Source organism: Ralstonia sp. 22111 (assembly GCF_052045895.1).
Classification (GTDB): domain Bacteria; phylum Pseudomonadota; class Gammaproteobacteria; order Burkholderiales; family Burkholderiaceae; genus Ralstonia; species Ralstonia wenshanensis.
Genome location: NZ_JBQEPR010000006.1, coordinates 246,084 through 260,608, shown reverse-complemented (window position 1 = coordinate 260,608; position 14,525 = coordinate 246,084). Strand labels below are relative to the sequence as shown.

The window sequence follows — 14,525 nt, the reverse complement described above, 5'->3', positions numbered from 1 at the left end:
AAACCGCTCGCGTTCGGCGCAAACGAAGTGCGTGTTCCGAACTTCGGAATTTGACGGTAGGCGAGTCAAGCGCATAGTCGAGTCCGACGCAATTCACTCTCGAAACTGCCATGGACATCGATACGCTGCGCCAATGGATTGGCCGTACGGAATCCTTCGAAGATGAGATTACCGCTTTCCCGGTGCGCGCTCTAGGTGCGACGCTTGACCTCGGCCTGCCGCCGGTTGTGCGCGGCGATGCCGTGCGTCCGCTCTGGCATTGGCTGTACTTCCTCCAGCCCGCTCCGCAGTCGGAAATCGGCGAGGATGGCCACCCGAAACGCGGTGGATTTCTCCCGCCCGTGCCGTTGCCACGCCGCATGTGGGCGGGCGGACGACTCCAATTCCATCAGCCGCTGCGCGTGGGCGAAGCGGCTTCACGGCATTCGCGCATCCTGGACGTGACAGCCAAGACCGGTCGGAGTGGCTCGCTCGCGTTCGTGACGGTGGAGCATCAATATGCGAGCGCTCGTGGACTCGCGATCACCGAACAGCACGACATCGTCTACCGCGAAGCAGCGGCACGTGACGCAGCGCAACCTCCGGCGGTATTGGCGCCGACCGACGAGGAGTGGTCCCGGCAGATCGAAGCCGACCCGGTGCTGCTGTACCGCTACTCGGCGCTCACGTTCAACGGACACCGCATCCACTACGACCCGGACTATTGCCGCGACGTTGAACACTATCCGGGGCTGATCGTGCATGGGCCGCTGTTGGCAACGTTGCTGCTGGATTTGGTACACCGCGAACTGCCCACAGCGCTGGTGCGCAGTTTCACATTCAAGGGCGTGCGCCCGACGTTTTCAGGCCAGCGCTTCCAAGTGTGCGGCAAGCGCGATAAGACTGGCACCCAGATCTCGCTCTGGGTACGCCAGGAAGATGGGGCGCTGGCGATGACCGCCACCGCCGAAATTCATTAAGAATACATTTGGAGACCACCGTGCTCAACCGCGTCGAAGACTATCAAGACATCCGCGAAGCCATCCGCGATCTGTGCAGCCAATTTCCCGCGGAGTATTTCCGCAAGATCGACGAGCAGCGCGGATACCCGGAGGACTTCGTCAATGCGCTGACGGCCGCCGGATGGCTGGCAGCGTTGATTCCCGAGGAATACGGTGGTTCTGGCCTCGGCCTGACGCAGGCCTCGGTCATCATGGAAGAGATCAATCGTGCCGGTGGTAATTCCGGTGCGTGCCACGGCCAGATGTACAACATGGGCACGCTACTGCGCCACGGCTCCGAAGCGCAGAAGCGCGAGTACCTGCCGAAGATCGCCAGCGGCGAATTGCGCCTGCAGTCGATGGCCGTGACCGAGCCGACCACCGGTACGGACACAACGCGAATCAAAACCGTGGCGGTTAAGAAAGGCGATCGTTACGTGGTGAACGGCCAGAAGGTGTGGATCTCGCGCGTGCAGCATTCGGATCTGATGATTCTGCTCGCTCGCACCACTCCCATTTCCGAGTGCAAGAAGAAGTCTGAAGGGATGTCGATCTTCTTGGTCGACCTGCGTCAAGCGATCGGCAACGGCCTGTCGGTCCAGCCCATCCTGAACATGGTCAACCACGAGACCAACGAACTTTTCTTCGACAATCTGGAGATTCCTGCCGAGAACCTGATTGGCGAGGAGGGCAAGGGCTTCAAGTACATTCTCGACGGCCTGAACGCAGAGCGCACCCTGATTGCGGCTGAGTGCATTGGCGACGGCTATTGGTTTATCGACAAGGTGACCAAGTACGTCAACGAGCGGGTCGTGTTCGGCCGCCCGATTGGCCAGAACCAGGGCGTGCAATTCCCGATCGCCAAGGCGTTCGTCAACATTGAGGCAGCGAGCCTGATGCGCTTCAAGGCGGCGGGCCTGTTCGATGCGCACAAGCCCTGCGGCGCCGAGGCCAATATGGCCAAGCTGCTGGCAGCGGATGCTTCGTGGGAGGCCGCCAACGCGTGTCTGCAGTACCACGGCGGCTTTGGCTTTGCGGCGGAATACGATGTCGAGCGCAAGTTCCGCGAGACGCGCTTGTACCAGGTCGCGCCCATCTCGACCAACCTGATCCTGTCGTACGTGGGTGAGCACATTCTAGGCATGCCACGGTCGTTCTGACGCATGCCTGCGATGCAACTCCACGATCCCGGATGCGACACCATCCGCGAAGAAATGGACGTGCTGCGCGAGGCGTTGCAGCCGTCCACCTTGCGCATTCCGCTGCGGGACATCCTCGAGATCGGCTGCGGAACAGGCGACATGACGCGCAAGATTGCCGACGCATGGCCGACGGTACAAATTCGCGCCCTGGAGGTCGACCGCATCCAGCTGGCGCGCAACCAGGCCCGTAACCGTCACACCAATATCAGTTACGAAGCCGGGCCTGCGCAGATCATTCCCTGCGAGTCAGAATCGTGCGACGCAGTAATGATGTTCAAGTCGTTGCACCATGTTCCGATCGATCTGCTCAATCAAGCCCTCGACGAGGTCTATCGGGTACTACGTCCCGGTGGTGTCGCCTGGTTTGCCGAACCGGTGTTCGCAGGGGAGCTGAACGAGATTATCCGGTTGTTCCATGACGAGGAGGGGGTGCGTCGCGCAGCGTTTGACGCCCTTGTGCGAGCCAGTGCCGACGGCCGATGGGCGCAGACGAGCGAGATTCACTATATGGTGCCGGTGCAGTTTCGCGACTTTGCTGATTTTGAGCGCAAGGTCATCCGGGTCACGCACAGCGATTTCGGGTTGACCGACGCCCTGATTCGTCGTGTGCGGGAGGCATTCGAGCGACACATGAGTCACGAAGGGGCGCGCTTTGCGCGGCCAATGCGAGCCAATCTGTTTTGTAAGGCGGATTCTGGCGGCTTACTGGTCGCTGCTTCCATCGGCGCGCGCACCTCTCTACGCTGCGTTTGAGGCGGTTACCGCATTTTCAGGTCGTGAGCTACAGCTGAAACATCTCAAAGGGAGTCTTTCTTTTCCTCCTAGGCGCCGGTAGGCCCACTGCGAGGCCATGCCTAGACTGGCTACGCTGGCCGGTGGCCGCACACGACAAAAGTCGCACCAATGGCGGTAGCGACATTCCATGGAGGACGCGGTGATGAAGAGAGTAATGAAGAGCCTGCTTCCTACCCGGTCGGCGGATGGAAGCACTTGACGGGCAGCGATTGGGCTGCGCACGTCCTCCAGGGACAGCGGGTTCTGGTGGCGTCGGGTGAGGCGCAGTTGAAGCGCTACTTCCCGGATCACGCGCTGCTGGCGTCACTGGGAACTCACACACTGGTGAACATCCCGGTGGTCGTGTGCCGTCGCACGATTGGTGCACTTGCGCTCCCTTGCGAGCAGGCGAGCATCGACTCGACCACGATCAACGAACTACATCGCTTGGTGCCCAGCCTTGCGCCCGCGTTTCTGTGGAGTGCAGATAACGCAAGCTAGTTGTCGAGATTCACTCAACGCTGAACCGGTGCTCCAGGTTCTACGGGCCCTCCGCGCGAAGTTGCTCGGCCAACTTTGAACTCGTGGTTCGCCTAACTTTGAACTATCCGCGTTTGGGTCACGAACTCTGAACTTTCGCGGGTACCCGGTACGCCATGACTCATGGGACATCCTGGAGAACTGCTTTTCGGCGCGATCCGTCTCGCGGCCGACAGCGGCCTTCACTCACATGAGCGGCACCTATCTGAGGCGTATGGTCGCAAGGGTCCCGATTGAGAATGGCGGCGCCACGCGGAAGACATGAACAACCGGGCTCACCACTACTTCTGCTACCTGCTGGGTGGGGTGTGCGAGTCAATCACTGCGCTTCGCGATTTTTCCGACGATAACAACATCGCCGTCATGTCCGATTATGGAGAGCCGAGCGATTCTCATTTAACCCCGGGAGGGGCCACGGAAACACCCGTCACTCCATGCCGCTGCAATGCCTCTGCAACGAAGCCCGACTCTTTCATCGCTTCAACAAAGCCGACGACAAACGACGCGGCTTCCGCGCCACGGCTCGTCGGCACGCCCATCGCCTGACGGATCACCATGAAGCGCTCGTCCAGCAGGCGCAGCCCTGGCATGCTAGCCGCATCGGCTTCGAGCTGTTGCTTCACGCCTGCCGCCACTTCGCATTGCGTCTCCAGAAAGGTCTTCACCACCGTGGGTGACGTCGGCGCGCGCACGATCTCCGCGTGCTGCAGCTCACGCGTGAGGAACAGGTCGTATGCGCTGCCTTTGCCCACGACGACGCGATTACCCGCGCGGTCCACATCGGCGTTGGTGCGGACGGGCGAATCGTCACGCACAAGGTAGTAGCCCTCGATCAGCACGTAAGGTTCGGTGAACGAGATGCTTGCCGCGCGGCGCGGGTCGATAGCGAAGAAGCCGATGTCGGCTTGTTCCTGGGACACCACGTCGACGGACTTGCCAGCCGCATCGACCACGACCAGTTCCAATTCGATGCCCAGCTTGTCTGCCAGCGCGCGCGCCAGATCAACCGACACGCCAACGGCCTGTCCTCGGGCGTCCAATCCGGCGAGGATTGGGTTGCCGGTGTTAATAGAAGCGCGCAGGACGCCCGTTGGGGCAAGTGCAGCAAGCAGCGTCGAATCGATGGACATGGTGCGTTCGTTGGCTAAGGGGTGAGGATGTTCGAGATCTTGGAAATGGCGTCGAGCGTGTGGCGTAGGTGCGCGCGCATCATGTTCGAGGCTTCTTCGTTGCGCTCGCGTTCGAGCAGTTCGAGGATGTAAAGGTGCTGCTTGGCGTGTTCGGGATAGCGCTCGCGATGCTGCATCGAACGATACGACAACAGGCGGCGCACGCGATTGACGCGACGGATGGTGTCGATGAAGAACGCGTTGCCCGAAGCCTCCACCAGCGATTCATGGAAGCGAACGCCACGGTCGTGGAGTTGGTCGGCGGTGTCGGTTTCGATGCCGCCGTCGAGCAGATGGTTCTCTGCGGCACGCAGCCGTTCGATGACGCGTTCGTCCAGCCGATACGTCGGCTCCAGCAATGCCGCCGGCTCAAGTGCCAGGCGCAGGCGATACGACTGCAGCAGGCTGTCGGGCGTGGTCAGCATGGTTGAGAACTGCCAGCCGTAACCCGGCTTGCGCTCGGCCCACCCCTCCTGCGCGATGCGGCCGAGCACGCTGTTGAGCTGAGTGGTCGTCAGCCCATAGCGCGTGCGGATGGCCTGCTCGGCAAACTCATCGGGCAGCAGACCCTTGAGGCGGTCGTCGGCAATCTGGAAATACGCGCGGGTCACCACGTCGTCTTCATCCAGGCCCAGCTCGGTGGCGACCACCGAAGCCGGCGCCGTGACCGGCTTGGCGACAAAGTAGCCGCGGTTCTTCTCACGCGCGAGGATGCCCTTTTCATGTAGCAGCGCCAGCGCCTCGTTCACGGGCGAGCGCGACACGCGCAGCCGGTCGGCAATCATCTGCGCGGGCAGGTGCGAGCCGACCTCCATGCCCTCGGCCTGGATCAGATCGACGATTTGCGTAGCGATGGGGCGGTCGTGCTTCATGGCGTGTGGGGCATGGGGCATGGGCATCTGCGGATTACGCCGAGGCGGTCGCGTGTTGTTCCGCCGGCGTGTCCCCCAAGATAGAGGGGATCACGCCGCCACGACGGAGCAGCGCGGTTTCGAGCTGCGTTTCCACAGCGGCGGTCGCTTCGAACGTTTCCACACGGCCGTCGGCGCGATGAATGCGGACCGGGACAGTGCAACGCGGTTCGATCCGCTCGGGCGGCGCAGAGATGTGAACCGTATCGCCCGGCTGAATGGCCAGCGCCTGCGGATTCATCCCTACCGGAAACCGCAGCGGCAAGATGCCCATGCCAATCAAATTGGAACGGTGAATGCGCTCGAAGCTTACCGCAATGACCGCCCGGATACCGAGCAGCCGCTGCCCCTTGGCCGCCCAGTCGCGCGACGAGCCGGTGCCGTAGCGCGCACCCGCCAGGAGCACAACTGAAGCACCTTCATCGTGATAGCGCTGCGCGGCTTCGTGGATCGGCATGACATCGCCGCTGGGTGCGTGCACGGTGTGGGCGACAGGTGCACCAGGTGCCAGCAAGTTCACCAGCGTCTTGTTGTAAAACGCGGCGCGCACCATCACCTCCCAGTTGCCACGGCGCGATGCGAAGACGTTCAGGTCGTTGCGATCGTCCCCGCGCTCCACAAGGAAATCGGCGACGAAGCTGTCCTTCGGAATCGCGCTGGCCGGCGAGATGTGGTCGGTCGTGATGTCGTCGCCCAGTACGAGCAGCGGGTGGGCGTCGAACTCGCCGAGCTGGCTGCCCGCGTCCAGCGCCGCGAACGGCGGGCGGCGCAGCGCGGTGGACTGCGCATCCCACGGGTAGCGTGCAGTCGTGGGGGCATCGATGGAGGCCCACATCGGGTTGCCGGTTGCAACGGCGAAAGCACGGCGGTAGTCCGCTGGCGATGTGCCAAGTTGGACCAGCGCGTCGATTTCCTCGCGCGTCGGCCACAAGTCGCGCAGGTAGATAGGGGTGCCGTCTGCGGTGGTTTGCAACGGCTGCTCGTTCAGGTCGAGCGCGGCATCGCCCGCCAGCGCAAACGCAATCACCAGCGGCGGCGACATGATGAAGCCCAGGCTCAGATCCGGGTGCACGCGCCCCGGAAAGTTGCGGTTGCCCGACAGCACCGCAACTGGTGCGGTCTCGCCAAGTGCAATGACCTGCTGGATGGGCGCCGTGAGCGAGCCGGAATTGCCGATGCAGGTCGTGCAGCCAAAGCCGACGATGTCGAAGCCGACCGCCGACAAATCCTCAATCAAGCCAGCGCGCTGCAGATACTCGGCAGCCGCAGGCGAACCCGGCCCGAGCGAGGTCTTTACCCACGCCGGCACGCGCAATCCACGTTCACGTGCACGGCGTGCGACCAGTCCTGCCGCAATCAACTGCGCAGGGTCCGACGTGTTGGTGCAACTCGTGATGGCCGCAATGGCGACAGGGTGCGCGGGCAGCGTTGCGCTCGGTTGCGCGTTCGCGGCGACGGCGGACAACGCGGGCCCCGTCTGCGTATAAGGCAGTAGGTCCTGAGGCCGGCGCGGCCCCGCCACGTGCAGATGCACGGTGCTCAGGTTGATTTCGAGCACGCGGGTGTAGCGCGGTGTGTTGTCCGGGTCGAACCACAGACCGGCGCGGCGGTGCAGCGCCTCGACCTGTGCAATGGCGTCTTCCGATCGGCCGGTCGCGCGCAGGTACGCCAGCGTTTTTGCGTCCACAGGGAAGAAGCCTGTGGTCGCACCGTACTCGGGTGCCATGTTGGCGACGACGGAACGCTCGCCCGCCGTGAGCGTCGCCACGCCCGGTCCGAAGAACTCCACAAACTCGCCCGACACGCCGATGTCGCGCAGTACCTTCGTCACCGTCAGCGCCAGATCGGTGGCCGATGAGCCCGCCGGCAGCGCGCCGTCCAGCCGGACGCCAATCACGTCCGGAATACGCTGCATGACCGGCATGCCAAACATCACCGTCTGCGCTTCCAGCCCGCCCACGCCCCAGCCCAGCACGCCGATGCCGTTGATCATCGGCGTGTGGCTGTCGGTGCCGATCAGGGTATCGGGCACCAGCCACTGCGCACCGTCGATGGTCTGCACAGTGGCCACCGTGGCCAACTGCTCCAGGTTGATGGTGTGCATGATCCCCGTGCCCGGCGGGTGAATGCGCACGCCGCGCAGCGTGTTCGACGCCCAGCGCAGAAAGCGGTAGCGCTCCGCGTTGCGGCGCATTTCGATCTGCAGGTTGCGCGTGGCGGCATCGGGTTGCGCGTAGGCCTCGACGGCCAGCGAGTGGTCGACCGACACATCCACAGGCAGCACAGGGTTGAGCGCGGCTGGGTCGGCGCCAGCTTCGGCCAGTGCGTCGCGCATGGCTGCGATGTCCACCAGCGCGGGCGTGCTCGTCGTGTCGTGCATTAGCACGCGGTTCGGCTGGAAGGAGATCTCTTCCTCGCTGGTGCCGGTGTCCAGCCAGCGCAGCACGCCGTTCACCGCGCGCTGGCGCTCTTCACCTCGCGTGTTGCGGATGACGTTCTCGAGCAACAGGCGCAGCACTACCGGCAGCCGCGTGAGCACGCTGCCGAACATCGTGGGCAGATCGACATAGCGATAAGTGGCGCCATCAACACTTACCGACGCTTCAGGTGGGGTGTAGGTGTTTTCCATGACTGTATTTTTGCACGTGTATACGAAAAAATGCAATCAAGTGGAAACCCCAACCATCAGAAACCACACGGAGACACGCATGAAACCGGCCCTTGCCGACCCCTCCAACGCTCCTGCGCCCAGCCTTTTGCGGCGGCGCCTGCTGCAGGCGGCAGCGTTGGCATCCGTGGGCGCGCCCGTCATGGCAGCGGCCGCCACGCACCTCCCTTCAACGACTTCAAAACCCATGACTATGTATGCCTATGTTGGCTCGCGCACCACGCGCGAGCGCAACGCCCGCGGTGACGGGATCAGCGTGTTCCGCGTCAACACGCACACGGCGGCGCTTGAGCCCGTGCAAATCGTTAAAGACCTGGTGAACCCGTCGTTCCTGGCCATTAACCGCTCGGGCGACCGCCTCTACACCGTGCATGGCGACCTGAGCGACGTCAGCGCCTTTGCCGTCGACCGCGCTAGCGGCAAGCTCACCTTCATCAACAAACAAAGCACGCAGGGCAAGAACCCGGTGCACCTGGCGATCGACCCCTCGGGCCAGTTCATGGTGGTGACCAACCACATTGGCGCGAGCTTGGCAGTGCTGCCGATTGGCGGCGATGGTGCGCTGGGGGAGGTCACACAACTGGTCAAGCTCGACGGTCCCATCGGCCCACACCGCGTCGAGCAGAAGCAGGCCAAGCCGCACTTCAACCCGTTTGACCCGACAGGCGGCTTTGTCATCGTGCCGGACAAGGGGCTGGACCGCACGTTCGCCTTCCGGTTTGCCGATGGCCGCCTCACACCTGCCGCGCCCAGCTTTGTGGAAGCGCGCGAAGGCGCCGGCCCGCGCCACGTGGCGTTCCACCCGAACGGCCACTTTGCCTACGTCGTCAACGAGTTGGATTCCACCGTCACCACTTACGGCTATGACGCAGCCACGGCAACCCTCACGCCCCGGCAGGTGCTGTCATCCCTGCCGGACACCTTTACCGGCAACAGCCGTGCATCCGAGATCGAGGTCGACGCGGCCGGCCGCTTTGTCTACGCATCCAACCGCGGCGACGACAGCATCGCCGTGTTCCGCATCGACGCCGCAACAGGGCTGTTGCATTTCGTGGGCGCTGACAAGACGAGCGGCCGCACGCCGCGCTTCTTCTCCATCGCGCCGGGCGGCCGCTTCCTGTACGCGCTGAACGAAGACAGCGACACCATCGTTGCCTTCGGCATTGACCCACATAGCGGGCGCCTGCGCCCGACCGGCCACAGCGTGCAGAGCGGCAGCCCCGTCTGCATGGTGTTCTCGCATCCGGCTTGAAGAAGGTGAACAACGTGTCCAATCCCACTGTCCCAACACACGCCAACACGATGGTCACAGCACTGCCGGACGAACAGGCAATCGTGCGCAAGATCACCTGGCGCATCATTCCGTTCGTGTTCGTGCTGTACATCATTTCGTATCTCGATCGCGCCAACATCGGCTATGCGGCGCTGCAGATGAATAAGGAACTGGCGCTCAGCAGCGAGGCTTTCGGCTTCGTCTCGGGCATCTTCTTCATCGGCTATTTCCTATTCGAGGTCCCGAGCAACGTCATGCTGAACCGCTTCGGCGCGAGACGCTGGATCGCGCGCATCCTCGTCACGTGGGGCATCGTGGCGATGGCGTCCGCGTTTGTGCAAAGTGCGACGCAGTTGTACGTGCTGCGCTTTCTGCTGGGCGTGGCGGAGGCCGGCTTCTTCCCCGGCATCATCGTCTACCTGACGTACTGGTTCCGTGCGCGCGAGCTGGCGACCACCGTATCGCTCTTCACTGCCGCGATTCCCGTGTCGTACATCATCGGTGCGCCGCTTTCCACGTGGATCATGGACAACGTCCACTGGCTGCAATGGAGCGGCTGGCGCTGGATGCTGTTGCTCGAAGGCGCGCCAGCTGTGATTGGTGGTGTCCTGTGCTACCTCTACCTCGCCGACCGCCCGAAGGATGCGCGCTGGCTATCTGAGGCCGAACGCGACTGGCTACTTGCCGAACTGGAGCGCGACAAGAAGGCACGCCCGGCGGCCGCGCACCTTGGCACGCTCAAGGTGATGGCCAATCCGAAGGTGCTGTACCTGTCGTTCATCTACTTCGTTTACCAGTGCGGCAGTCTCGGTATCGGGTACTGGATGCCCCAGATCATCAAGGGCTTCTCGTCCACGCTGTCACACACGCAAGTTGGCCTGATCGCCATGCTGCCGTATGTGGTTGCCACGGCGGCGATGATCTGGTGGTCGCGTCGTTCTGACAGACATGCCGAACGCCGGCTGCATTCGGCGATTCCGCTGGGTGTGGCGGCGCTGGCTTTCGTCGGAGCTGGCTTCATCGGCAACGCCGTCATTGCGATGGCGATGATCTGCCTGAGCCTTGCGGGCCTGTATGCGTTCAAGTCGCCGTTCTGGGCGCTGCCGACACTGTTCCTCACGCGCTCCACTGCAGCCGTGTCGATTGCGGTCATCAACTCTATCGGCAACCTCGGCGGCTTTGTCGGGCCGTTCGCCATCGGCTACCTGAAAGGCCAGACGCATAGCACCACGACGGGACTGCTGTTCCTGTCAGCACTGCTAGCCATCTCCTTTGTCATGACGCTACGCGTGCGCGTGACGGAGGCGGCTTCGTCTCAGCCCTCGTAAGGCGGCTGAGCCCCCGTCCTTTTTGTTCTTCGTCTCCGGCTTCCGGGCATCGAGCCGCCCGGCGGCTGGGTGCTGCCTGCTTACCTACAAATAAACCTAGGAGGAATCATGAAACGTCATCTGCAACTGGCCGCATTGGCCGCCGGCATGACCGCTGTCTTCGCGCACGCGCAATCGAGCGTCACGCTCTACGGCGTGGCCGACATCGGCATCGAGGTCATTAACAACGTGCCCAAAACAGGGGGCGGCAGTGCATCCGTCGTGCGCATGCAGCCAGGCAACCAGTCGGGCTCACGCTTCGGTCTGCGCGGCGTGGAAGACCTGGGCGGCGGCATGAAGGCGCTTTTCCAGCTGGAAAACGGCTCCAATCTCGACACAGGCACGTTGGCCAACGGCACTGGTAGCACCTCGCGCCTGTTCGGCCGCAGCGCCTATGTCGGGCTGCAGGGCAGCGCCGGCACCGTCACGCTCGGCCGTCAGGACGCGCCCATCTATGACTTTGCCAAGACGTACGACCTGATGGGTGTCGGCGCGCGGTACTCCATCACATCAATGGACTCGGTGTTCGCCCAGCGCATCGACAACTCGATCAAGTATCTCGGCATCTTCGGCGGGCTGACAGTCGAAGCCAACTACAGCACAGGGTGGGACGCTGGCTTTGGTGGTGAAATCCCGGGTGCCAGCAAGGCGGGCCGACAGATCGGCGGGCAACTCGCCTATGCCCTGGGTGCGACCAGCTTTGCGCTGGCATATGACCAGACGCAGGGCTCCAGCGTGGCCTCCCAAGACCTGTCGAACAAGAACGTTGCCTTCGGTGCGGCGACTGCGCTCGGGCCGTTGAAGTTCGTCGCGGGGTATCGCTGGGCACGCTCGCAGTACGGTGGGTCAACGGGCAGCACGGCGCTGACCACGACGCTGCGATCCAACATGTACTGGCTCGGCGCCACATACAACTTCACACCCGCCTGGTCTGTGAGCGGCTCGGCCTACTACCTGGACAACCGCGTAAACAACCAAGACCCGTGGCTCTTCATCGTCCAGGCCGACTACGCGCTCTCCAAGCGCACCGACCTGTACTTCACTGCCGCCCGCGCGCTGAATCGGAACGGCTCGTCACTCGCGCTGGGCAGCGGCGGCACGGTGCTGGCCGGTAGTGGCCAGACGGGCGCACTGATTGGCATGCGCCACAAGTTCTAGGGAATAGACGTCCGGAGCAGAAAGGTGCACCCAACGGGGTTGGGGCGCCTCATCCTATTAGACGCATCTCCGGCCCGGCTATTTGGACATGCGATCAGTCCCACTCGCCGGTGAACCGCACAACTACTCCCCAGTCCCGCCGATTTCGTTGCTGAACTCAACTGGCCACCGTTTACTATGATTCTCGGTTGCCACAACAACATTGTTAGCCGTTGTTCTACTGCTGAAGCTTTGCAAATTGCGCGGCGAGGAAGTCAACGAACAAGCGAATCCTCGACGACAACTGGTGCCGATGAGGGTACACCGCGTAGATGCTGGCTTCTGGTGTTGCGTACTGCGGAAGCACCTGAACGAGACGGCCACTGCGCAAATAGCGTTCAACATCCCATTCCGCTCGCATCACGATACCAAGGCCATCGAGCGCCCAGCTCACCGCGATTTCTCCGTCGTTGGTCGTCAGATTGCCTCGCACGTGCACAGCTTCGGTACGGGCCTTGGCGCCCTTGATTGGAGTTAATCGCCACACACCGTAAGCATCGCTTCCCTGCCGAATGCCAATGCAATTGTGGCGTTGCAAGTCTGCGGGAGTCTGCGGGATTCCATGTTCACGCAAATACTTGGGCGACGTGCACAGTAGGCGGCGGTTGGGGGCCAGCAGGCGTGCAACGATACGTGCATCCGGTGGCTGACCAAAGCGCACGCAGACGTCGAAGGCGTCGTCCGAGAGTGGAGGTGGATCCGCTGACAGCTGTAGCTGCACGTCGACATCTGGATAAGTTCGACTGTATTCCGCGATCACTGGCGCAACGTGCATACGCCCAAATCCAAGTGTTGCGTTCACGCGCAACAGACCGCTTGGCGTACCTTTGGCACTAGTCAGCAACTGCTGCAGATCATCAACCTCTCCCAGGATGCGCCGCGCATGCTCAACGAACACTTCGCCCTCAGGGGTCAAGCTCATGCGTCGTGTGGTTCTGACAATCAGAGGAAGACCGATACGCGCTTCCATCTGAGCCAGACGCTTGCTAACCGCTGCTGTAGAGATGCCGAGATCACGAGCGGCAGCACTTAGGCTGCCCGCCATTGCCAGTGACACAAAGAAGCCAAGTTCGGAGGGCTGTATGGCACCAGCGCCGGCGGATTGTGTACTCACAGCACTTCTCTCATTGTTAACTTCAGGTTGAAAACGGTTTAACTTTATCCCCGATCCAAAACCGCGTCTACCGACCAGAATCCTTCTCACGCCACCAAGCGATGATTCTGTTCAGGAGACGAAGGATGAAGACATACAAGATTGCAACGATTCCCGGTGATGGCATCGGCAAGGAAGTTGTGCCGGCAGGTCGGGAAGTCATGGAAGCGCTGGCTGCCGCAGGCGCCGGCTTCCGCTTCGAATTCGAGAATTTCGACTGGGGTGGCGACTACTACCGCCAGCACGGCGTGATGATGCCGGAGGACGGTCTGGACGCCTTGCGCGACAAAGACGCCATTCTGTTCGGTTCTGCCGGTGACAATCAGATCCCCGATCACATCACCCTGTGGGGCCTGCGCCTGAAGATCTGCCAGGGCTTCGACCAGTACGCCAACGTGCGCCCGACGCGCATCCTTCCCGGCATCGATGCCCCGCTCAAGCGTTGCGCCCCCGAAGATTTGAATTGGGTCATCGTGCGTGAGAATTCCGAAGGCGAATACTCGGGCGTCGGTGGACGTGTGCACCAGGGGCATCCGATCGAGGCTGCTACCGACGTATCCATGATGACTCGTGCCGGTGTGGAACGCATCATGCGCTTTGCCTTCAAACTGGCGCAGTCGCGTCCGCGCAAGCTGTTGACCGTCATCACCAAGTCCAATGCGCAGCGCCACGCCATGGTGATGTGGGACGAAATCGCCGTCCAAATCGCCAAAGAATTCCCCGACGTGAAGTGGGATAAGGAATTGGTGGACGCCGCCACGGCCCGCATGGTGAACCGCCCGGCCACGCTCGACACCATTGTCGCCACCAACCTGCATGCCGACATCCTGAGCGACCTGGCCGCAGCATTGGCCGGCAGCCTGGGCATTGCGCCCACGGGGAACATTGACCCGGAGCGCCGTTACCCCTCGATGTTCGAGCCGATCCACGGTTCGGCTTTTGACATCATGGGCAAGGGTCTCGCCAACCCCGTGGGCACGTTCTGGTCGGTCGTCATGCTGCTTGAACACCTCGGTGAAATCGAGGCCGCGCGACAGGTCATGGCTGCCATTGAAGCGGTGACAGGCAATCCTGCGCTGCATACGGGCGATCTGGGTGGCAAGGCCACCACGGTGCAGGTGACCCGAGCGGTCTGCGAATACCTCGCTACGAACCGAGCTGCCAAAGCCGCCTGACAGCAGGGCCGGCCGGGACTGAGCCGGCCTGTCAGATCCTCAGGCCGCGAGTCCTCAGGGCACAGCGCGTAGTTACTGAAGCAGACGACAAAGAGCTGCCAGGGCTGTGCCGTCCA

Annotated in this window: 12 protein-coding genes; 8 read left to right on the top strand and 4 right to left on the bottom strand. The window is 62.5% G+C overall.

Annotated elements, in window-relative coordinates; all coding sequences use genetic code 11:
* Nucleotides 1-110 precede the first annotated feature (110 nt).
* From ACTJK4_RS17115 to ACTJK4_RS17100, 4 genes are all read left to right on the top strand, one after another.
* Nucleotides 111-959: an FAS1-like dehydratase domain-containing protein gene (locus ACTJK4_RS17115; RefSeq protein WP_440818483.1), complete on the top strand. Its 849-nt coding sequence runs from the start codon at nt 111-113 to the stop codon at nt 957-959.
* Between the two features lie 20 nt (nt 960-979).
* Nucleotides 980-2,140, top strand: a complete 1,161-nt coding sequence (locus tag ACTJK4_RS17110) for an acyl-CoA dehydrogenase family protein (protein WP_440818482.1) — start codon at nt 980-982, stop codon at nt 2,138-2,140.
* 12 nt (nt 2,141-2,152) lie between these two features.
* Complete coding sequence (locus tag ACTJK4_RS17105) at nt 2,153-2,935, top strand: class I SAM-dependent methyltransferase (protein WP_440818481.1); 783 nt, start codon at nt 2,153-2,155, stop codon at nt 2,933-2,935.
* A gap of 237 nt (nt 2,936-3,172) precedes the next feature.
* Nucleotides 3,173-3,457, top strand: a complete 285-nt coding sequence (locus tag ACTJK4_RS17100) for a hypothetical protein (RefSeq protein ID WP_440818480.1) — start codon at nt 3,173-3,175, stop codon at nt 3,455-3,457.
* A gap of 431 nt (nt 3,458-3,888) precedes the next feature.
* On the opposite strand, the gene ACTJK4_RS17095 is transcribed toward ACTJK4_RS17100, so the two are convergent.
* The 3 genes from ACTJK4_RS17095 to acnA are packed head-to-tail and all read right to left on the bottom strand — an operon-like array spanning nt 3,889 to nt 8,205.
* A complete protein-coding gene (locus ACTJK4_RS17095; protein ID WP_440818479.1) occupies nt 3,889-4,626 on the bottom strand; it encodes an ABC transporter substrate-binding protein in 738 nt (245 codons plus the stop codon).
* A 14-nt stretch (nt 4,627-4,640) separates the two neighbouring features.
* Nucleotides 4,641-5,537, bottom strand: a complete 897-nt coding sequence (locus ACTJK4_RS17090) for a GntR family transcriptional regulator (protein WP_440818572.1) — start codon at nt 5,535-5,537, stop codon at nt 4,641-4,643.
* 34 nt (nt 5,538-5,571) lie between these two features.
* On the bottom strand, nt 5,572-8,205 hold the full coding sequence (gene acnA, locus ACTJK4_RS17085) for an aconitate hydratase AcnA (protein WP_440818478.1): 2,634 nt from the start codon (nt 8,203-8,205) through the stop codon (nt 5,572-5,574).
* A 79-nt stretch (nt 8,206-8,284) separates the two neighbouring features.
* Between acnA and ACTJK4_RS17080 the strand changes: the two genes are divergently transcribed.
* The 3 genes from ACTJK4_RS17080 to ACTJK4_RS17070 all read left to right on the top strand — a co-directional run bounded on the left by ACTJK4_RS17080 (nt 8,285) and on the right by ACTJK4_RS17070 (nt 12,042).
* Nucleotides 8,285-9,496 (top strand): lactonase family protein, encoded by a 1,212-nt coding sequence (locus ACTJK4_RS17080; protein WP_440818477.1) that lies wholly within the window; start codon nt 8,285-8,287, stop codon nt 9,494-9,496.
* A gap of 50 nt (nt 9,497-9,546) precedes the next feature.
* Nucleotides 9,547-10,845 (top strand): MFS transporter, encoded by a 1,299-nt coding sequence (locus tag ACTJK4_RS17075; RefSeq protein WP_440818571.1) that lies wholly within the window; start codon nt 9,547-9,549, stop codon nt 10,843-10,845.
* A 108-nt stretch (nt 10,846-10,953) separates the two neighbouring features.
* Nucleotides 10,954-12,042 (top strand): porin, encoded by a 1,089-nt coding sequence (locus ACTJK4_RS17070; protein WP_440818476.1) that lies wholly within the window; start codon nt 10,954-10,956, stop codon nt 12,040-12,042.
* A gap of 217 nt (nt 12,043-12,259) precedes the next feature.
* Here the strand turns inward: ACTJK4_RS17070 and ACTJK4_RS17065 are convergent, their stop codons facing one another.
* Entirely contained in the window at nt 12,260-13,195 is a 936-nt protein-coding gene (locus ACTJK4_RS17065) for a LysR family transcriptional regulator (RefSeq protein WP_440818475.1), read from the bottom strand.
* A gap of 125 nt (nt 13,196-13,320) precedes the next feature.
* On the opposite strand from ACTJK4_RS17065, the gene ACTJK4_RS17060 reads away from it, so the two are divergent.
* Complete coding sequence (locus tag ACTJK4_RS17060) at nt 13,321-14,409, top strand: tartrate dehydrogenase (RefSeq protein WP_440818474.1); 1,089 nt, start codon at nt 13,321-13,323, stop codon at nt 14,407-14,409.
* The last annotated feature ends 116 nt before the right edge of the window (nt 14,410-14,525 follow it).

Coding starts and splice junctions, on each gene's coding strand:
- ACTJK4_RS17115 (WP_440818483.1), top strand. CDS start 111: ATGGACATCGATACGCTGCGCCAATGGATTGGCCGTACGGAATCCTTC.
- ACTJK4_RS17105 (WP_440818481.1), top strand. CDS start 2,153: ATGCAACTCCACGATCCCGGATGCGACACCATCCGCGAAGAAATGGAC.
- ACTJK4_RS17095 (WP_440818479.1), bottom strand. CDS start 4,626: ATGTCCATCGATTCGACGCTGCTTGCTGCACTTGCCCCAACGGGCGTC.
- ACTJK4_RS17090 (WP_440818572.1), bottom strand. CDS start 5,537: ATGAAGCACGACCGCCCCATCGCTACGCAAATCGTCGATCTGATCCAG.
- acnA (WP_440818478.1), bottom strand. CDS start 8,205: ATGGAAAACACCTACACCCCACCTGAAGCGTCGGTAAGTGTTGATGGC.
- ACTJK4_RS17080 (WP_440818477.1), top strand. CDS start 8,285: ATGAAACCGGCCCTTGCCGACCCCTCCAACGCTCCTGCGCCCAGCCTT.
- ACTJK4_RS17075 (WP_440818571.1), top strand. CDS start 9,547: ATGGTCACAGCACTGCCGGACGAACAGGCAATCGTGCGCAAGATCACC.
- ACTJK4_RS17070 (WP_440818476.1), top strand. CDS start 10,954: ATGAAACGTCATCTGCAACTGGCCGCATTGGCCGCCGGCATGACCGCT.
- ACTJK4_RS17060 (WP_440818474.1), top strand. CDS start 13,321: ATGAAGACATACAAGATTGCAACGATTCCCGGTGATGGCATCGGCAAG.